Annotated in this window: 16 protein-coding genes and 2 tRNA genes; 3 read left to right on the top strand and 15 right to left on the bottom strand. The window is 46.8% G+C overall.

What is annotated here, in order from left to right; all coding sequences use genetic code 11:
* Positions 1-47: 47 nt before the first annotated feature.
* From IH982_02855 to IH982_02840, 4 genes are read right to left on the bottom strand one after another with little or no spacing between them, the layout of a single operon-like run.
* A complete protein-coding gene (locus tag IH982_02855) occupies positions 48-1,829 on the bottom strand; it encodes a DUF87 domain-containing protein (protein ID MCH7828769.1) in 1,782 nt (593 codons plus the stop codon).
* Entirely contained in the window at positions 1,829-2,467 is a 639-nt protein-coding gene (locus tag IH982_02850) for a hypothetical protein (GenBank protein MCH7828768.1), read from the bottom strand. The genes IH982_02855 and IH982_02850 overlap by 1 nt, the downstream gene beginning before the upstream one ends.
* A gap of 54 nt (positions 2,468-2,521) precedes the next feature.
* Positions 2,522-2,956, bottom strand: a complete 435-nt coding sequence (locus IH982_02845) for a PrgI family protein (GenBank protein ID MCH7828767.1) — start codon at positions 2,954-2,956, stop codon at positions 2,522-2,524.
* Positions 2,957-3,388: a hypothetical protein gene (locus IH982_02840; protein ID MCH7828766.1), complete on the bottom strand. Its 432-nt coding sequence runs from the start codon at positions 3,386-3,388 to the stop codon at positions 2,957-2,959.
* A 262-nt stretch (positions 3,389-3,650) separates the two neighbouring features.
* On the opposite strand from IH982_02840, the gene IH982_02835 reads away from it, so the two are divergent.
* Complete coding sequence (locus IH982_02835) at positions 3,651-3,959, top strand: hypothetical protein (GenBank protein MCH7828765.1); 309 nt, start codon at positions 3,651-3,653, stop codon at positions 3,957-3,959.
* 114 nt (positions 3,960-4,073) lie between these two features.
* Here IH982_02835 and IH982_02830 read toward each other — a convergent pair whose 3' ends face one another.
* The 3 genes from IH982_02830 to rsmA form a co-directional block, all read right to left on the bottom strand.
* A complete protein-coding gene (locus tag IH982_02830) occupies positions 4,074-7,340 on the bottom strand; it encodes a hypothetical protein (GenBank protein MCH7828764.1) in 3,267 nt (1,088 codons plus the stop codon).
* A 73-nt stretch (positions 7,341-7,413) separates the two neighbouring features.
* Entirely contained in the window at positions 7,414-10,047 is a 2,634-nt protein-coding gene (locus IH982_02825) for a PKD domain-containing protein (protein ID MCH7828763.1), read from the bottom strand.
* Between the two features lie 67 nt (positions 10,048-10,114).
* Positions 10,115-10,939 (bottom strand): ribosomal RNA small subunit methyltransferase A, encoded by an 825-nt coding sequence (gene rsmA / locus IH982_02820; protein ID MCH7828762.1) that lies wholly within the window; start codon positions 10,937-10,939, stop codon positions 10,115-10,117.
* Positions 10,940-11,004: 65 nt separating this feature from the next.
* Between rsmA and IH982_02815 the strand changes: the two genes are divergently transcribed.
* The gene (locus IH982_02815) at positions 11,005-11,970 is read left to right on the top strand and encodes a peptidoglycan DD-metalloendopeptidase family protein (protein ID MCH7828761.1); all 966 of its coding nucleotides are present in this window, start codon (positions 11,005-11,007) and stop codon (positions 11,968-11,970) included.
* Between the two features lie 35 nt (positions 11,971-12,005).
* Here the strand turns inward: IH982_02815 and IH982_02810 are convergent, their stop codons facing one another.
* The 8 genes from IH982_02810 to IH982_02775 all read right to left on the bottom strand — a co-directional run bounded on the left by IH982_02810 (position 12,006) and on the right by IH982_02775 (position 17,493).
* Entirely contained in the window at positions 12,006-12,368 is a 363-nt protein-coding gene (locus tag IH982_02810) for a TraR/DksA family transcriptional regulator (GenBank protein MCH7828760.1), read from the bottom strand.
* A gap of 74 nt (positions 12,369-12,442) precedes the next feature.
* Entirely contained in the window at positions 12,443-13,636 is a 1,194-nt protein-coding gene (locus IH982_02805; protein ID MCH7828759.1) for a hypothetical protein, read from the bottom strand.
* A 26-nt stretch (positions 13,637-13,662) separates the two neighbouring features.
* Positions 13,663-15,798, bottom strand: a complete 2,136-nt coding sequence (locus IH982_02800) for a polyribonucleotide nucleotidyltransferase (protein MCH7828758.1) — start codon at positions 15,796-15,798, stop codon at positions 13,663-13,665.
* A complete protein-coding gene (locus IH982_02795; GenBank protein ID MCH7828757.1) occupies positions 15,771-16,304 on the bottom strand; it encodes an NYN domain-containing protein in 534 nt (177 codons plus the stop codon). The genes IH982_02800 and IH982_02795 overlap by 28 nt, the downstream gene beginning before the upstream one ends.
* Before the next feature lie 4 nt (positions 16,305-16,308).
* The gene (rpsO, locus tag IH982_02790) at positions 16,309-16,575 is read right to left on the bottom strand and encodes a 30S ribosomal protein S15 (protein MCH7828756.1); all 267 of its coding nucleotides are present in this window, start codon (positions 16,573-16,575) and stop codon (positions 16,309-16,311) included.
* An 83-nt stretch (positions 16,576-16,658) separates the two neighbouring features.
* A tRNA-Lys gene (locus IH982_02785) sits at positions 16,659-16,729 on the bottom strand.
* 257 nt (positions 16,730-16,986) lie between these two features.
* A complete protein-coding gene (locus tag IH982_02780) occupies positions 16,987-17,379 on the bottom strand; it encodes a hypothetical protein (protein MCH7828755.1) in 393 nt (130 codons plus the stop codon).
* A 41-nt stretch (positions 17,380-17,420) separates the two neighbouring features.
* Positions 17,421-17,493: transfer RNA gene (locus IH982_02775), tRNA-Arg, on the bottom strand.
* 102 nt (positions 17,494-17,595) lie between these two features.
* Between IH982_02775 and IH982_02770 the strand changes: the two genes are divergently transcribed.
* Positions 17,596-19,083: an HD domain-containing protein gene (locus IH982_02770; GenBank protein ID MCH7828754.1), complete on the top strand. Its 1,488-nt coding sequence runs from the start codon at positions 17,596-17,598 to the stop codon at positions 19,081-19,083.
* Positions 19,084-19,106: the final 23 nt, after the last annotated feature.

Here is a 19,106-nt window from a genome sequence, read left to right as displayed (position 1 = left end):
GGGCGTTTCCTTAACGAGATTAAGGAATCCATAATTTAGTTAAGGCACTATGCGTTTGATTGTTGTTGTTTTCTTCGCAGCAACTCTTCTGGGGAGGTGGTAATAATCTCGTGTTCTTTGGGAGAGGCCACCACCTTTATGGCAACATGCTTTTGCCCCGCAAAGAATATGCCCTCTCCCACCTCGGTTTCCAGCAACAGCATCTTTTCTTCATTGGTAAGATTAAATGCCTTTTGCACCACCTCAATGCTAGCAGGAGACTGCTTCATTAAAATCTGGATAGAAGAGTTGGTAATAATTGGCTTTCCGTATTTAGATCTCAAGAAATCCCCCACATCTTGCGTAATGGTGGTAACCCCCAGGTAGTATTTCCTTGCCCGCTTTGCAATGCCGTACAAGAAAGAGGCCCCGTCTTCTGACTGCATGATCCACCAGGCTTCATCCAACACAAATAATCTGCGCTTTAATTTAGATTTTACAATGTTCCAGATGTAGCGCATGATAATATACATTGCCATGGGACGAAGGCCTTCTTCCATGTCTCGAATGCCAAAGGAAATAAGGGACTTATCCAAAGAGATGTTGGTGGGCTGGTTAAAGAAATTGGCATAGGTTCCCTTGGTGAACTTTCTAATTCTTCGCACCAAGGATTCTGTTCCCTCCATGCCCCCCAATACCTGCTCCAAGTCTTCCATTAAGGGGATGTTTTGCTCCCACAAGGCAGGGTCAGATTCAAGGGTGATGTCTTTTGCAGCATACGTCTCCGTTAAAGCCCGATCCATAATGGCGTCTTCTTCTGGGGTTAGACCGCCAAGCATTAAACGCATTAATCCCACTAAGTTAATGATGTTTGAACGCAGGACGTCTTCTGGCTTTTCGTCTTCCCTTGGGGGTGGCAGGTCAAAGGGGTTAATGTGGTTTTCGGAACCAAGAGAGATGTCAAAGAAGCTCCCCCCCACGGCTTCTGCCAAAGGTTTGTACTCATTTTCTGGATCCAAGACTACCACGTCTACGCCGGTCATTAAAGAACGCAGAATTTCTAGCTTTATCGCATATGATTTCCCAGAGCCAGACTTTGCAAAGATAACCTCGTTGGCGTTTTCCAAAGAAAACCTGTCAAACAGAATCAAGGAATTGTTGTGGCGGTTAATGCCGTACAAGATTCCTTCGTTGGAGCTTAAGTCAAATGAAACAAAGGGAAAAGTAGAAGATAAGGGCTCTGTGTTTAGGGGAGTGTGCACCTGCAAAAGGTCTCTTCCGTAGGGCAGGCAGGAGTTAAATCCCTCTTTTTGCTGGTACAAGGCAGGTTTAATGTAAATTAAGCGGGACTCAAAAATAGAACGCAGTGTTGTCTCAATCGATCTCAGTTCCTCTTGCGTTTCTCCGTAAATGGTGAGATACAAGCCAAAGCGAAACATTTTCTCCTGAGCTGTTTGCAAGCGGTCTCTCAATCCTTCCAGGTCCTGGAATGCGGTTTCAAGCTCTGGATCACGCACCAGCCCCTTTTCTTGTTTCTCCATTAATTCTGACTGCACCTCGGTCACACTGCGCCTTAGTCGTTTTAAGATGTAGCCAGTGTCTATAGGATGTATAAACATGGAGATTTCCATTGGTACATCCAGGTTAATAACAGAAGAGAGCCAGGCGGCAGAAAGGTAGCGGGGGTAAGAAAACACAAAGAAGGACTTTGCCATTCTCCCCGACATGTCTAAATACCCAGGGTTTATCTGGACCGAAGCCGGCGCAATGATGTCTATTGCGGTGGTGACTGCGGTTTCAAAAATTCTTTCTGGAACCTGCTGTTTCTTTTTGAAAAAAGGAATGTTTATCATTTCAGTACTTCGGGGGGTATTTCTGGGTAATATCCAACCTCTGCTTCCTGTGGGTGGTGCCAACTCCAGAAAAGCTCAATTAACTCTTCTGTGTTTAAGGGAACTACCTGAAGTCCTGTTCTGCGCAAGCCCAGGGCAGCAAACTCCATTCTTTGCCACAACTGGTTCTTCATTCTTTGGAATTGGCTTTCAGAAAGCTTTCCGGTTTTTTTCTCTTGCTGTTTTTCCTTCTGTACTCCTCCAATTACCTCACCTAAAGAAAAGGGGACTACCACAAAGAAGTTCTTTGCCATGATAGAACTCCCCTTAATAAGCTGTTCTACAAATGCCCGGTAGTCTGCGGTCTGTGCGCGGAGCAGCTCGTTTTGCTGGTTTTGCTCAAGATTTTTTAAGGCGTCCAGGTATCCTGTAATGTTCAACCTTCTGGACTGCACCACAATCTGCAAAGAAAAGTCCAAGGAGTTTAAAAAGTTCTGAAACTGAAAGATAATGGCCTGCTGTTCTTCTGCTGACTTTAACGCAAAGTTTGCAGAAGACACCATTAATACGCCCCGGAGCTGGCGGGTTTTTAATACCAACATTCCCTCTTTAATCTCATCAATCTCCAAAAAGTTTTGCGTAGATGCGTTCACCATATTTTGAACGTTAGTGAGAAATATATGGTTCTGAGCAAAGCGAGTGGTTCATATTTAACGGTTGGTTTCTACTCTTGTTGCGAGGTCTTTTATCTTACTCTTTTGGACAAGCTTAATTTCTCGCTTGGGGGTTTCTTGAGAGGATTGTTCCCCCGCCACCTTGCCAAGGTGTGAGGCTATCCCCATGCCAACGGATGTTGGTAGTGGGGCTTGACCTTTGCGCCAGATGTATCTTTTTGGGGCAATGGTAAAGTTAAAGAAGTTTAGCAAGATGCTGGGTAAGCTTCTTCCCCCTATTTTTATAAAGGCGAACATGAAGCCAAGAGCTCCCAGAAAAACAGCGGCTACAATAAATACAAAAAAGGTGACTAAAAAATATAAAAAGAATGCAACGGCAGCTGGAATGCCTATGTAAATAAACTGACGGAAGGTGAGAGGCCCTATTACCTTGGCCTCATGCTCTATGAATTGTGGTACCTGAAATCTCATTTATTGTTCCAACGATTCTCTATACTTATCTTCTCTTCCTGGTTCTTCTGGTGGTTTTTCTTCTTCCTCTGGTTTTGGAGTAACAACCTTGGCTGTAACCTTAATTTCCATTTGGTGGAGCTCTTCTAAAGCTGGTTTTACCGGATAGAATACCAGCCTGTTCAAATCTCGAGCAATGGCCTTGGCCAATACCTTAGGAAGTTTTACGTCTTTTTCCAGCACTCCGGCAAACTCTTGAGGAAGCAAGAGCCCCATCAAGACATGTCCGACATATTCAGAGATTTTGTTGAGACGCTCGTCGGTCACCCCATAGCTGTCGCCGACCTCTCCAATATCTTGTGCTGTCTCCACGGAGAAGATGGCTTCCTTAAGCTCTTCTGGGAGCTTTTCATAGATTTTATCTAGTTGTTCTTGGGTGTATTTGGGGGGCATGATAGGCGCTTGACATTTTTAACGTTTTAGTGTATACTATGGGCGAAGTTCATGAGGAGATGGATAGGAGATGGCACCAGCCCTCCTAGTTAAAATTCCAAAGTGACCAGAAAGGAGAGAATAGAAGAAGGAGGAACGCGCGGCAGCAGACTCTACGCCGCAGGCTCTCTGGAGCGCCCACAGGCCGCTTCAGCCACTGAGCAAGGCGATGAGGGCGGAAGATTCCTAGTCCGATCACACATCTTCGGGGAGGAAAGACGTCATGATTGAAGCGTGGGCATTCTGGCTGGCAGTGGCGTTCGCCATCGTACTGGCGGTCATCTTGCTGGTCAAGATCGTCGTCGGATGGTGGCACGGCAAAGGGAAGAGGCGTCTTGAAGGCGCCAACAGGGCACTGGTCGCCGCCGCCTATAACAAGGCGGGGGTGGTGGTGGAGGCCCGGGTCAAGATCATGCAGGCCGAGGCACAGGCTGAGGAAGCGAGGCAGGCGAAAGAGCTTGCCAAGCGCCTCCTGGAGATCTTTGAGGAGGATGCGTCTGGCGACCCGCCTCCGGGTCTGCAGCTCCCCTAGCAAACAAAGCTAGGGGCACCTCGCTCAAGCAAGGAGAGAGGGGAAAATGACACCACAATGTCATGAGTACCTTCTCTCCTTTTTCTTATTTTAAGGTACTTTCCATTCTTTTCTTCATTCCTTTGATAATTCATCAACCCTTTCCCAAGCTTGTTGTGGGTTCATGCGACCCATTTCTTCCTTGGTGATTCCTCTGCTGTGCAGGTATTTTTGAAGAGGCTTTGATATCATCGTTGGTACTGCCTGTCCATCCTCCAAGTCCGCAAGACCTTTTCTCAGCCATGCTGGCGTCCCCTGTTTTCGTTCTACGGTAATTTTAGCTTCCCCACCTCCTCTTGTTGGTGGTTGTGGGGGACGAGGCACAGCAGGACTCCCCCCTGGGGGCGGAGGAGACGGAGGAGGTACTGGGGCCCTTCCTGTGTTAGGCGGTGGTGGTGGCGGAGAAGGCGGCGGAATGGGGCCTCCAGGGGTTTCTCCGGGAGGAGCTGGGGGTTCTTCATCGCGTTGTTTGCTTTCTGCCTTCTCTAAGTTTGCTCGAAGCTTTTTCAGCGTGTTTTTTACTTCGTTCATTGCGGAACTTCGTTCGGCGTCAAGCTTGAGGGGGTTTATCGCCTCTCTTTGTTCTTTTACTGAAAGACCTTCAGATTCTTTTGATACTGTAAGAATTGAAGCAATGAATTCCTGTGCAACTTCTTGTTCCGCTTCGGCCTTAGTTCCAAGCTCTATAAGCATATTTGATGCGCGATCACGCTCCTTTTCGTCTCTTAGACCCATAACACGCGCATGAAGTTCTGGAAGCGAAGCCCCGAGCTCTCTCGCTCGCTGTATTTGTTTCGTCCATTGCTGGTAAGTCTTTCCTATGGGGCCGGTAGATTCTTGGAGTTTTGCTCTTTCCCCTGAGACCGGTTCTTTTTCGGGCGTAGCAACTCCCCTCCTTTCTAGCTCTTGTTCCGTGCGCTCAAGGTTTCGCTGTGGCTGTGCTTTTTGACGGTAGTATTCATCCCCGTCTATCGTTTTGGCGGCAAATTGTTGGTCTATGTTGCCAATCTCGGACTGGCGATCCACTCTTTCTTGTTGCAAATCCTCTGGAGAAAGTCTGCGCAGGCGGAGCGCCTCCTGGGCTTCCGTACGTTCTTTCTCAAGCTGCCCTCTCTGATTTTTGATTGTTCCTGGTTTTCTTCCAGCCGCCCGTTCTTCTTCTTCGCGCACCCTCAATCCCCCTATTTGATCATTCGTCCTCTCAATTTTTTGTTCAAGCTCCTCGTCGCTCATACGCCCTGTTCTTTCAACCGCCATTCGGCGAATCCCGTCGCGAGCTAGTCCGCCAAACACAGGCACGCCCATGCTTCTTCCTCCCGAGCTGACAATCGTTTCAAGTGTATCTCGCCTGTTGTTCTCAAGAAACCAGTCTGCGCCCAGCGATTCTGCATGTTGCACTGCCCATTCCCGCACCGCTCTGTTCGGATGTCGCATCACTGCCGTTGTAATGTTAGAATCAGCATTTAAGAAATATCCGTTTAGTACCTCCTCTCCTTCGGGTGTGCCCATAATACTTTCTAGGTCTACAACTTTTTCTGTAATGTCTCGAACTTTCGTTTTTTCATCAATAGTTGCAAGGTTTGATTCCTGTGGATGTAGCAAGGTGCCATCTTCCGTTTTTGTGCCATCCTGCATTTTACCGCGTAGCCCCTTTATAATAGGACGGAAGTAATCAGGATTCCCATGGTGCTCTGCATGCTGTAGGGCTGCATCAATATCTTTCCAGCTCAGTTTTCCAGAGTTTGCTGCCTTTCTGACTTCATCGGTGTCTCCATTTTTATCTATGGTAGCAACCAGCTTCCCAAGATAGGTATTCCAATCTTTTCTTTTTGCAGCGATTGTCATATCGCCGAAGTTGTCATTGAAATCTTGGTTTGTGCCTGCTTTTAATGCTTTAGCTATTTCAGCGTCATCCCGTTTGTGCATTTGGGCAGTTGTTTTTCTACTCCCAGTCTCAATAACCGTGCCAAAAATCTCTGCCCCCCTTTTTCCAAAGCGGCCCAAGTTAATTTTTTCAAGGCGTGTTGTTCTTCCTATTGCCCCAAGAACTTTTTCGCCCCTAGTAAGCGTGTCTTTTTCAACATCCCATGTGCCTTGTGCCCGCTTCCTGATATTCCCCCCAAACTTTTCTATACCAGCCCCCATTCTTCTCCATGCAAAAGTTCCAAGAGCAGCTCCGCCCTTCGGCCCCCATTTCTTTCCAAGGTTAATAACCTGGTTTGCTCCAGCAGGAGCAAACTGCATCGCCACTATAATTCCCATTACAACCAAGAGAAGAGCAACCATAGGACCCATAAGGTTTGCGATAACATTCATCAGTCCAGGATCCGCCCCATTAAGGCATCCTGCCCCATTCAAGAATTCTTCGGAGGCAGGGTTATAGCACTCAGGTCTAATCCCCAGCATGAACGCATTTTTAATGTTTGTAGCACCGGCTGCAGCGGTTTGGGCAAGCCAGAGGAAAAATGCTATGGGTATGCCAATAATGGACCACTGGATAAGCTGTTTGAGCCACTGATTCCACAAGCCTCTGGTGGCAGGCAGAATGTAAGATGCAAATGCAAGGGGTGCTAAAATCGTAAGTGCCCACAAAATGCCCACACGCACAATAATGAGAAGGGCGACCAAAAACATTATAATCGCAAATACAAGGTAGAAAATAAGATAAATTGCTGCCGTTATCGGGGGGACTAGAATGGCGCCAAAGTCTGTAAGGTTGGTGACAATGCCGACGAGGCCCGTTGCTAAAGATTCGAGAATCGCCTTAGATCCCGCGACTGCCATATGAAATCCACCCAGTTTTGCCACAAAGGCATTGGTGACAAGGTTGGCAATATCTACGATGAAAGCAACAAACACACCGCTAAAGTTCACAAGAAGTGCAACGACAATTAAAAGAGGAAGGGCTCGCTGCGCTTGGTAATTTTGAATACGCAAAATAGTTGCAAGCCCAATAAAAACAAGAATAAGGATAAAGACAAGATTCACCAAGTCTCGTGAGAACTCCCATCCCACAGTTACCACCTCAATCCCAGATCCGGGGAGAATCGGTACGCTAAGAGAGGATATGATAAAGAACTTGATGATGGTTACCAGGACTGCAGACAGCCAGACAGCCAAAAGCGCGCCAATGACCAGCAGGGCGGTGATTATGGCAAGCGGTATTCCAAACGCCCAGCCAATCCAAAGGTTGCTGATTAGCCCAAAGATGTCAGAAAAGATGTTTGCCTCAGCAAACCGCAGAGGAACAATAGAAAAAAGTACTATAAAAAATGTTATGCCAAAGAGCATTCCTTTGTGCGGGGGTAGAGCGCGCATGAAATCTACAACTCGTTTGTACATATGGTTATTATATTATATCCCAGAGAGGGTGAAAATGGAAAGCCATAGTTCCTAAATGAAATTAAGGATGTGTTTAAAATGGTATTTCATACCAATTGCCAAAGAAGTTAACGTTAAAGCCAAGCACCGCCATGATGATATTCACAATGAGCCAGGCAAAGAGAAGAATGAGAACACCATAGAAGTAAGAGCGAAACACAGAGCGAATACGCGTTATGACATCAGGCCTTCCAAAAGAGAAGTAAGTTGATGCTGCCACAAACACCGCCAAGACGGCAAGAATAATGAGAGACAGTTTCCATAGCACAAAGTCCAAGATGTTTTGCAGAAGAAAGCCCACGTGTTTTACCCCACATGCTTCTTTTTCATTGTACGGAGTTTTGGGGTTGTTGGAGTTTCTTCCGCAAGGGACCAAACCAAAGCGTTCTTCCACGGGGAGTTCTTGTGCAGTAAAGCTCCAGAGCGGGGTTGCTGTCCAATCCTCGGTATCGTCACTGTTTATAGCGCAATCTTTATCCGCACAAGATTGAACTTTCCAATTGTATTCTCCGGTACAGCGCTCACTCAAATAAAAGGAAGTTTGGTTTGTGATAGGAGGAGTATCCCCTGGTCTTGGAATAATTTGCGTCCCTTCTTTTTCTGCGCACCCCTCAAGCGTTTCGTCTGGAGCGAGTAAGGCATACGAGATTTGGTATTGATAATAGGAAGCTCCGGGATCTGGCTGCCACGAGATGCTTCCTGGGATTAACATTTCTCCTTCGTCCCCCGGGTTTGGATTGGTAGGAGGAAGTAAGGGATGAGTACGAAAGCTTCTTTCTTCGCTCCAGTTGTTTCCACATACTTCCCCCTCTGTATCTGCGCAGGATGCCACATGCCACCAATACTGGTTGTCTGGTCGAAAACCATCTTCAAAAAGAACAACAAAGGTGTTCCCCAGTATCACACTTTCTTCCTTTACAATGTTTTCAAATTCTTCATCAGAAGCAATCTCTATTTTGTAGGATTCTACTCCGCCAATGCCTTTCCAAGAAAGTTGACTTGGAACTTTCATAAACTCGCCATTCTCTGGAGTTTCAAGGAGAGGTGGTTCTCCAATGGTTTTAAAATACCACTCGTTGCTAAACACTCCTTCACAAAATATATCATCCACTACTCGCCAGCAAGGCTCTAGATTCCATACATACTCTTTGTCTAAGTCGGAAGGTTCGTCCCAAAGCTTTTTAAACTGTTCTCGGGAAAGGTCTGCGCTTTCAAAGTTTGGCAAGATTTCTTTAATGATGGGACTGCCCCCAACAGGAGAAACGAAGAGGCGCACGTAATGCACACAATTCTGCGCCTCCCATTTGAGCAAGGCGTTTTTGCCTACAACAGGCAAGGGTTTGCCCAGTTCGTACTCTGGTTCAATATGGGTGGGAGTCGGCAATTCGTATGAAGAACCGTCTTCTCTGTTGGCTCCGGTTGAAAACTTCCATTCATCGCTCCACTCCCCACAGATTTGTGCCTGTTTATCCAGACAACTTGCGATGGTGATTTTATAGGATGCATTTTTGGGAAACACGCATTGGCCTTCTACCGTATCTCCTACATCACCTACCCCCGGAATTTTTATCTTCAAGATTTTTTGTTCCGCATCTTGGTATTGAGGGGTCAACTCTTCTACTGGAGGGTCTTCATTGTTGAGTCGAGGGAGGATGGGCAGGGGCACGCATTCTTGCGTGTTCTTATTCCACAAATTCCAAGGGCAGGATGGGTCATAGTTTTCTCCAAACCCAAACCAGTCAAGGACCGATTCTATAAAGAAGTTCAGAGGGTCGCAATCTCCTCCAGTAAAGAACCCTACAATGTTGTCTATAACGCTGCAGCCAATGTCAAGCCGCACATCAATAACATAGGAACCTACATTCTCAACTCCTGTCCACCCCAGCTTTACGGGCAGGGTAACGCCCGAAGAACCTGGGCTCGGTTCTTCTAAGTTTTCTGGGGGTTGGGGGATATATACAAAACTCCAAGGTGGATCGCTGTAGGGCCCGCAAGAGGCGTCGTCTGGGGCGGAAGGATTTGGAACGGTGCACGCCTTTACCCTCCAAGGGTAGGTTTGCTCCCTTACAATAACCCGCTGGATGTCTTCATCTGAGCATGCCCCTCCTTTTTCTTGCTTGCACTGCCTTTTGTACTCCTCATAGATTTTTGGGGAGAGGAACTCCAAAACCTCGTTTGGCAGGGGTCCGCTTTTTGTATCTGAGACCGAAAAGGCCTCTTCCATGGGGAAAATGTTATAGAAATACGACTTGGCATTTTCTACCTCTTCCCATTCAAGAATTAAGGGGAACGCCACCGAGCCCGCATCCTCTTTAGGCAAGACCGGGTTGCTTGGCGGAGCCAACCCTATTACTGCTTCTGTTGTTGCAGGGGCCGAGTTTTCTGTGCCGTCATGTACTACAAGAGTTACTGTATAGATTCCGGGGGCAGCGTATACATGAAAAGAAAATCTGCCAGTTCCTGTAGCTTCATCCCCAAAGTCCCAGCTATACGACGTCAAGAAATCCCCGTCTGCGTCAGAGGAAGCTGAGCCATCAAATATAATAGGTTTTCCTATCGTCTCTTCATAGGGCCCATTTGCATTTGCCACCGGAGCTGTGTTTGCAACAGCAAATTGAGGAACAAAAACAAGAACGCTCAATACCAAACCAATTACAATAAATCGCATTGTTTTATTGTACCAGATTCTCCCGTTCTGCCTAAACGAGATTTAGTTATCCACACCTAAATCTCGTTTAGGTAGACTTTGGAAGAGATTTTGCGAGCACTACCCAGTCTGTAAGTGAAAGGGTTTCGGCCCTCTGCGTTGGTTGAATATCCCCTTGGTTAAGCCAAGTTTCTATTTCTTCTCTTGAAAGTTTGAGTCCTTGCGCGAGGTTGTTTCCTAGCTGCTTTCTTGGTTGTTTAAAGCCCGCTTTCACAATACGAAAGAAAAGACCAGGATCCACAAAAGGTAACTCATTTTTTGGCACAATCTTTACAATAGCAGAATCCACCTTAGGCTGAGGCCAAAAAGCACCCTTGCGCACAAAGGAAACGATTTTTGGTTCAGCGTAAAACTGTACGGACACAGCCAGCAGATTCATGTCTGGGGGCTTGGCACAAATCCTTTGCGCAACCTCTTTTTGCACCATAAACACCATGAGCTCTGGCTTGTTCTTTGCTTCAAGGAACATGCGTATTACAGGCGAGGTAATATAATAAGGAAGGTTTGCCACCACCTTTGAGTAACTTAGTCTAGCTAAGTTTAGCTTGAGGATGTCAGCTTGGATAATCTCTATATTGGGGAGGGCTCCGGTGGTTTCCCTGAGAATCTTTACCATGGTAGGGTCTTTTTCTACGGCAATGACTCGTTTTGCTTTTTGAGCGAGTTCTTGGGTTAAAGTCCCAATCCCCGGCCCTATCTCAAGAACGATGTCTTTTTGAGAGATCTCTGTTGCCTTGAGCATCTTTGAAGCCACCCTTTTTTCCAACAAGAAGTTCTGACCAAGGCGTTCCTTTGGGATTGTATTGTATGCTCTTAGAAGCTCTTTTATAGTTTTTATTGAGTATAAATCCATTGTTTTAGGGGTGTGGATACAGATATTGACTTTGAGGTCAGTGAGCGTAACATGGGACAATAGGTATGAAAACCGCTAGCCCTCTTTTATATGTAGCTGTGATCGCTACTTTTTTGTTGCTCATATTGAGTTTTCGCACCATAGAGGGGCCAGGAGACCTAGGCCTTAGATCCAATGTTCTTTCTGCTTTTGAACTTTCTTCTAAGCAGGCTCCGGCTCCAGAAACCCCCGAGTTAATGTTTGTGGCGCACAATACCCTTCGGGCCGCCACCCCTCCTTTGACCATAACTCCTCAGGTGCTAGGAGCCATTATGGGGCAACTGGAAGCTGATATTCGCCCCGAGGTTGCAAGATATATTGTACAGAAAGAAGATACCACGGCAAGCGTGGCAGAGCAGTTTGGGGTTTCTTTGAACACCATTCTCTGGGCAAACGACCTGTCTCAAAGCTCCACATTAAAACCAGGCCATGAGCTTGTAATCCTGCCCACCATCGGTGCTCTGCACCTGGTGCGCCCCAACGATACTTTAAGCGAGATTGCAAGCTGGTACCAAGCTGAAGTTAAAGAGATTGTTTCCTTTAATGCCCTGGAATCCTCTTCTGCCATTTTTGCAGGAGACTTCTTGATTATTCCAGACGGTATTCAACCCTCGGTTCTTCCCCAAGGCAGACTCACTCCTCTTGCCAACTCCTACTTCATCTACCCGGTTCCTTCCCCCTACCACATCACCCAAGGACTGCACGCCTTTAATGCAGTGGACTTTTCCAACGGAATATGCGGGGAATCGGTGTATGCAGCAGCTGGAGGAACCGTGCAGAGAACCGGATATACATCCTTGGGAGGAAACTATGTTCGCATCATTCATCCCAACGGCGTGGTGACCTATTATGGGCATCTTTCAGCAATTCTCACAACCCCCGGAACAAAAGTATACCAAGGGCAGCTTGTTGGATATACGGGGCGCACTGGGTATGCCACGGGATGCCACGTTCACTTTGAGGTGAGAGGCGCAGCGAATCCATTCCGATAAAACAAGGCCCCGGGCAAAACCCAGGGTCTTTTTTGTTATTGCTTTGCTGTACACTCCGTGCAATGCCGTGATTCTGGTATGGCAAGGAGCCGTTCTTCTGGAATTTCCTTGCTGCAGTTCTCACACATTCCATACTGCCCTTTTGCAATGCGCTCCAAAGCGTTGTTCACCTCTTTAAGCTGCTTTTCTAAACTAAACTCAATGTGAAGCTTGGTGGAGTATTCTTCTACTTCTCCTGCAGCATCCTCTAGGTCCCCCTCTGGAACACGGGGGTACTTGGTGTCCCAGTCCCCTTTCACATTGGGGTCTTTGGTAGCAAAAGAAGACAGCTCTTGCTCCAGCTGTTTCTTTTTCTCTTCTAACTTCTGCTGTGTTTTTGTAATTGATTTCTTGTTCACCCTGGTACTAATAAATCAATGTGCGCAGCGCACCTTGATGAAATTATTGATTTATTAATATGGTGGTTTATATCCTAAGGTTCTGGTCTTGATGCCTTAAGTTGGTCAACCGCCCTCTGGAAACTCTCAAATGAGCTGGTGAGTAGTAATTTGTTATCGAGAACACCATACACAATCCCAAAGTCTGTCACAGAAAAGGTCTGAAAGCGAACTTGCACTCCCTGGTAAGTGGCGGAACGAAAGAAGGGAGTGTAGGCTGACCCCTTTCTTTCAATAATGTCAAAGAAAGAAGCCAGGTCCTGCTCCATGTTGCTTTGCTCCCATGACTGCAAAAGTCCTGATACACCCTCTGTTTCTTTAAGCTTTGCAACAAATCCAAGGCGCTTTTTGTCTTCTGCAACGTAGGAAAAGAGCATGAGGTTTTCTGCGAGCTTTCCTTTGAGTTCTTGGGGTATTGTGATCTCCGCTCCCTGCAGGAAGTCTTTAAGAGAAAGAATATCCCCTTGTGTTTTTACCGCAAGATTGGTGAACCCGAGAGCTGGGACTCCACCAAGAAAGTCCTGAAGTTTGGAAAGGAGCTCTCCTGGGGACTCAATTAAGAGTTCTTGCTCTGGCGCTTCAAAAAAGGATATTGGGGGTTCCGCCTGAGACGGACCAGCCTCTGGCTGGGGGGGAGGTGGGGGTGTTGGTTCCGCCAGAGTGGGCTCTTCAACCTGTTCACTCGTTGGTTCGAGCCTTGGCTCCGCCTCTTTCTGAAAAAAGTACCAGAACCCAAAGGCCACCGCATTAAAGAGCAGAAACAAGATAATCCCACCTAGCACCAGGCGAATGAACAGCTTTTCGGAGCGCCTGGGATGACGTCTTTGCATCAAAGGCTGTTCTGGGGCTGGAGTCAGCTGCGTTGTTCCCCCGGGGTCCGAGTCAACTGCTTGACTTGGACGGGCACTTTCGGCGGAGCTCCCTGCCTGCGCAGGCAGGCCGCGGAGCCGTTGGAAAGTACCCAGGGCAGGCGGAGTTCCTGCGGAGCCGTTAGAAATCGTCCTGAGTTTTCCTTCGGGGTGTTGGGAGAGTACCACTTGAGGCTTCTTTGGCAGTTTCGCTTCTTTTTTAAAGTTTGCTATGCGCTCTTGCTCTTTTTTCGCCTCCACTTCTCTGACCTTGGCAATGTCCTTTGCCATGGTGCGAACCTCTTCTCTTTTTAAAAACTCCAACTTCTCGTCAGGGGGTTGTTGATTTGGCTGGGATGCTGGCTGTTTTGGTGCGTCCATGCTATCTCTTTAATTTAATGAAGAAACTATTGTGCTGGCATTTTGCTACTCGCTTTTTTTGCCTCTTTCAAAGAAAGATCAATTCTCCCGAGGTCATCTATCTTGATAACCTTTACGGTGATACTGTCTCCCACGTTTACCACGTCGGTCACCTTCTCAACTCGTTCATTGGCAAGTTGGGAAATGTGGACCAAGCCATCGTGACCCGGAAGTATTTCAACGAATGCGCCAAAGTCCATTATCTTCTTTACTTTTCCTTCATACAGTTCTCCCACCTCAACCTCTTTTACAATACCTTGTACCATGTCAGAGGCCTTTTTTGCCATTTCTGGGTCGTCTGTCGTAATGAAAACTTCGCCCGAATCGTCAATGTCAATTTCTACTCCGGTTTCGTCCATAATCTTGTTGATGGTTTTTCCTCCAGGGCCAATAACCATGCCAATTTTTTCAGGCTTAATTTTAAGAATAATAATGCGAGGGGCAAAGGGTGAAAGCTCCCTTCTTTGCTCGGGCAGCAGTTTTTCAATAACATTATCTAAAATCTTAAACCTGACTTCTTTTGCAGCAGCCAGGGCTTCCTTAAATATTTGTTTGCTAATGCCTTGTACTTTCACGTCCATCTGAATTGCAGTAATTCCTTCTTTGGTTCCTGCCACCTTAAAGTCCATGTCTCCATGGTGGTCTTCTGGCCCTTGAATGTCAGTTAAGAGTGCGTAACCCTTGCCGTTTTCTGCCATCATTACTCCCATTGAGATGCCGGCAACCGGTCTTTTGATGGGAACTCCGGCATCCAACAAGGCAAGCGCGGAGGAGCAGACCGCAGCCATGGAGGTGGAGCCGTTGGAGGAGACAACCTCTGTCACAATGCGAATGGTATAGGGGAACTGGTCAACAGAAGGAATAATGGGAAGGAGGGCTTTTTCAGCCAGCAAGCCGTGGCCAATATCTCGTCTTCCGGGGCCCCGCATGGGTTTTACCTCGCCTGGCGCATACGGAGGAAAGTTGTAATGGTGCATGAAGCGTTTCTTTCCAATAAACTCCATGCCTTCCATAAGCCTCTGGTCTCCGGGCGCTCCCAGGGTGAGAATGGAGAGGGTTTTGGTGCGCTCGCGCACAAAGAGTCCTGAGCCGTGAGTGCGGGGGAGAAGCCCAACCTCTCCTGAAAGCTCTCTTACTTCATCTAACTTTCTGTCATCTACGCGCTTTCCTTCCTTGAGTGCTGCTTCGTGAACCGCGGCGTCAATTTCAGACTCAAAGTAGTCCTTTGCAGGGTTTGCCTTTTCCTGTCCTGGAAACTTGCCCTCAATATAGTAGGCGAGCTCTGCCTTTAGATCATTGACAGCTTCCATTCGTAAAGGCTTTTCTCCTGTAAACAAAGCTTCTTTTAACTTTTCTCCTAGAAACTCTTTGCATTCCCGGACAAGTTCGTTATCGCTTCCCGGTGCCTCAAAAGGCACTTTTTCTTTTCCTTGTTCTTTTGCAATCTTTTCCTGAAACTCAATTTGCGACAACAGGTGGGGCTCTGCAAACTCCAGGGCTTCTTGAAATACGTCTTCTGGCACCTCCTGCCCCTCTGCCTCTATCATATTAAAGAGAACTTCTCCCTTTTTAGCTGTAGCTGCCAACACAAAGTCGAGGTCGCTCTTTGAGCGTTCTTCATAGGTTGGGTTCAAGACAAACTTTCCATCTATGTTGCCAATACGAACAACTCCAACAGGTCCTGCAAAAGGAATGTTAGAAGTTGAAAGCGCCAAGGAAGCTCCCATTAACCCCATAACGTCGGGGTCGTTTGTTGCGTCCCAGGAAAGCACGGTGCAGATAACCTGAACTTCGCGGTTGAATCCTTTGGGGAACAAGGGGCGAATGGCGCGGTCAATTAAGCGGGCCGTAATCACCGCCTCATCCGAGGGCCTTCCTTCCCTTCGCATGTAGCGCGAACCCAGGATTTTCCCTGCAGCGTAGAATCGCTCTTCATACTCTACGGTTAAGGGGAAAAAGGGGAGATTGTCTAAGGATTGGCGGGACATGACAGCTGTTACCAAAGCCACGGTATCTCCCATTCTGACCAAAACCTTCCCGTTTGCCTGCTCAGCAAGGGAGGTTAATTCAAAAGAAATCTCCTTTTCTCCGAGTTTTATTTTATAATCCTGATTGCTGGCCATCGTGATTTCTTTAAAAGATATTTTCCAGAATCCTCTCCCAGGTCGATAAACTCATCCACTGATTCACGCAGTTTGGTGGAGGTGGATTTTCCAAAAGCCAGGGCCTCCACGCGTTTGCCGTGGTTTTTAAGATACTCCACCAAAGGAACATAGTCCCCGTCCCCGGAGATTAAGACAATAACATCTACCCCCCCCGAGTTTTTAATGGCATCTACTGCGATACCAACATCCCAGTCTGCCTTTTTTAAGCCCCCATAGTATTCTTGAAGGTCTTTTACCCTGGTTTCAATGCCAAGGCCAAGCAAGGCATCAAAAAAAGGTTTTTCTTCCCCTGTTTTGGTTTTTACTACATAGGCCATGGCCCGAATGAGCATTCTGCCAGCCGTTGCGGTTTTCAAGATCTCCCGGAAGTTCACTCTTGCCTGATAGAGGTTCTTTGCTGAATGATATAGGTTCTGAACGTCAATAAAGATAGCGACGCGCTGATCCTTGTTTTTAATGGGCATTCTATTACTTTTTCAATCCAATCTTTTTAATAAGGCTGTTGTAGCGTCTCACGCTCTCCTGCTTGAGATATGCCAGGAGAGTTCTCCTTTTTGCCACGGTTTTCAAAAGACCCCTTTTTGAATGAAAGTCCTTGGGATGCTTTTTTAAGTGTGAGAGCAGCCGCTTGATTTCCTCGGTAATTAAGGCAATCTGAACCTCGGGGGACCCTGAGTCTGTGGTATGAATCTTGTATTTTTCAATCAGTTTTTCCTTGTCTTTTGTAGTGAGCATAGCTGCACTGTATCACGAATCGCCAAAAAATCAACACGTTCTTAATTTCATTCAAGGTACTTTCATACTACTAATAAATATAGTGCCCCCAGTAAGAGTCGAACTTACATCAAAGGATTAAGAGTCCTCTGCTCTGCCATTGAGCTATGGGGGCTTAAAACCAAACTGCTTTGGTTTTAAGGGGCATTTTCTCTGCGAGCGTTGTTTGCCAGTAGGCTCGGCTCACCGAGAAAATGCACCGGGTCTATAATCTACCCATTCCAACTGCTTGGCTTTTGCCGGCCGAGCAACATATTTTGCCATGTGCGAGCCAGCGGCGAGCACGGCATAAGAAGCTCGGCCCGGGGTCCCGCTTGTGCGGGACTACTTTGGCAGACTGTTTGGGTTTCCCCGGGTCTATAATCTCTTCATTTATATCGGACAAGCAATTTGCCACCAGCTTCCAAGGCCGGTCCAGTTAGCTACTCCCAAAGAGGTGAGCACAGTGCTCAAGAGAACATAGGCGGTGTACACGATAATAAGGCCAATAACGGTTGCAGTCAAGACGCTTTTCCCCTTACTAAACATCCCAGGATCGCCTCGCGCAATCAAAAGGTAGATGCCCCCAATCACAATAAAGATAGGGGCTATAATGGGGATAATTACAAAGAGCACCCAATTTAAGATGTTGTTGACGAGCTGAAAAAGATGGCACAACTTGCAAGGGTTTCCTGCTTCGCCACAAGGAACCAGCCCCTGTTGTGCAAAAATGAGCAAAGGCAAAAACAGGAATACGATGAGAACTATGGGGAGAAACTTCTTCATTGTTCTATTCTGCCATATTTTCTTAATGAAATTAAGGATTGTGTCCTCGGCAGGACTCGAACCTGCAATCGTCGCGTCCGAAGCGCAAAATGTTATCCATTACACCACGAGGACAGTACATTTACTCGTCTATCTCCTGTCTGCGCAGGCAGGCCTTAATGAAATTAAGGAAGCTTTCGATTGAAATATACCACAATTTAAGCTAATATTCAAGCGATGAAGACTGCTCTTCCAAAAGAGGTAAAAGAGGTTGTAGCAAAGCTTGAGAAAGCAGGTTTTGAGGCATATGTGGTGGGAGGATGCGTTCGGGACCTGTTCTTAAAAAAAGAGCCCAACGACTGGGACATTGCGACAAGTGCCACCCCAGAGCAGATTCAAAAACTCTTTCCCAGCAACTTCTATGAAAATAAGTTCTTTACGGTAACTATTCTCACCAACAGCAAAGACCCCCATGTAAAAGAGATTGAGGTGACCACCTTTAGGGCTGAGTTTGAGTATGCAGACCGAAGGAGGCCAGGAAGGGTTGAATATGCAAATAATCTTAACGAAGATCTTTCTCGCCGCGACTTTACTGTAAATGCCATTGCCTTATCTCCTAAACGAGATTTAGGAGCTCCTAAATCTCGTTTAGGAGAGCTGAAGGTGTACGACCCTTTTGAAGGACAAAGGGACTTAAAAGCAAAACTCATTCGCGCAGTGGGAAATCCAAAGGAACGGTTTAAAGAAGATGCCTTGCGCATGATGAGAGCAGTGCGCTTTGTTGCAACCCTGGGGTTTGCAATAGAAGAGAAGACCAGAAAGGCAATTCAAAAGGATGCAAGCCTTTTAAAAGAAATTTCAGCTGAAAGAATACGGGATGAGTTCTTAAAGCTTCTCATGGGCAAAAAAGCAATGGAAGGCATTGAAGAACTCAGAGAATTAGGCCTGCTCAAATACATTCTTCCGGAGCTTGAGCAAGGGTATGGAGTCGCTCAAAACAAGCACCACATTTACACCGTGTGGGAACACAACCTTTTGGCTTTGCAATACGCAGCAAAAAACAACTGGAGTTTGGAAGTGAGACTGGCTTCTTTGCTGCATGATGTTGGCAAGCCCAAGGTAAAGAGAGGAGAAGGTTTACACTCCACTTTCTATGGCCATGAGGTGGTGGGAGCTAAAATGACAGAACGGATTTTAGAACGCCTTAAGTTTCCCAAAAAACAAACAGGGAAGATAGCGAATCTGGTTCGTTATCACCTCTTTTACTACAACGTGGACGAAGTAACAGAATCATCCATTCGGAGGTTACTGCGAAATATTGGGAAAGAGAACGTGGAGGATTTAATGCAAGTTCGCATGGCAGACCGCATTGGCTCTGGGGTGCCAAAGGCCGAACCCTACAAGCTTCGCCACTTGCGGTATGTTATTGAAAGGGTGCAAAAGGACCCCATTTCAGCAAAGATGTTAAAACTCAACGGTTCGGACGTAATGAAACTGGGAAACCTTTCCCCTGGTCCCAAGGTTGGCTACCTATTAGATGTGCTGTTGGCGGGGGTGCTGGAAGACCCCAAGAAGAATACCAAAAAGTATCTGGAGAGGGAAGTAAAAGAACTCTTACCCCTTGAGGAGGCAGAACTCCTCCATCTTTCAAAGAAGGCAAAGAAAGAGCGCGAACATGTGGAGATGAAGCGGGATGAAATGTCAAAACAAAAGTATTGGGTTTGAAACCAACTGCTTGGTTTCAAACA

The organism is Patescibacteria group bacterium, assembly GCA_022563395.1.
Lineage (GTDB): Bacteria > Patescibacteriota > Minisyncoccia > Minisyncoccales > UBA10102 > 01-FULL-49-22b.
This window is presented reverse-complemented; position numbering and strand designations above follow the sequence as displayed.

Coding starts and splice junctions, on each gene's coding strand:
- IH982_02840 (MCH7828766.1), bottom strand. CDS start 3,388: ATGCCCCCCAAATACACCCAAGAACAACTAGATAAAATCTATGAAAAG.
- IH982_02795 (MCH7828757.1), bottom strand. CDS start 16,304: ATGCCCATTAAAAACAAGGATCAGCGCGTCGCTATCTTTATTGACGTT.
- IH982_02835 (MCH7828765.1), top strand. CDS start 3,651: ATGATTGAAGCGTGGGCATTCTGGCTGGCAGTGGCGTTCGCCATCGTA.
- IH982_02800 (MCH7828758.1), bottom strand. CDS start 15,798: ATGGCCAGCAATCAGGATTATAAAATAAAACTCGGAGAAAAGGAGATT.
- rsmA (MCH7828762.1), bottom strand. CDS start 10,939: ATGGATTTATACTCAATAAAAACTATAAAAGAGCTTCTAAGAGCATAC.
- IH982_02825 (MCH7828763.1), bottom strand. CDS start 10,047: ATGCGATTTATTGTAATTGGTTTGGTATTGAGCGTTCTTGTTTTTGTT.
- IH982_02805 (MCH7828759.1), bottom strand. CDS start 13,636: ATGGACGCACCAAAACAGCCAGCATCCCAGCCAAATCAACAACCCCCT.
- IH982_02780 (MCH7828755.1), bottom strand. CDS start 17,379: ATGAAGAAGTTTCTCCCCATAGTTCTCATCGTATTCCTGTTTTTGCCT.
- IH982_02850 (MCH7828768.1), bottom strand. CDS start 2,467: ATGGTGAACGCATCTACGCAAAACTTTTTGGAGATTGATGAGATTAAA.
- IH982_02845 (MCH7828767.1), bottom strand. CDS start 2,956: ATGAGATTTCAGGTACCACAATTCATAGAGCATGAGGCCAAGGTAATA.
- IH982_02815 (MCH7828761.1), top strand. CDS start 11,005: ATGAAAACCGCTAGCCCTCTTTTATATGTAGCTGTGATCGCTACTTTT.
- IH982_02770 (MCH7828754.1), top strand. CDS start 17,596: ATGAAGACTGCTCTTCCAAAAGAGGTAAAAGAGGTTGTAGCAAAGCTT.
- IH982_02830 (MCH7828764.1), bottom strand. CDS start 7,340: ATGTACAAACGAGTTGTAGATTTCATGCGCGCTCTACCCCCGCACAAA.
- rpsO (MCH7828756.1), bottom strand. CDS start 16,575: ATGCTCACTACAAAAGACAAGGAAAAACTGATTGAAAAATACAAGATT.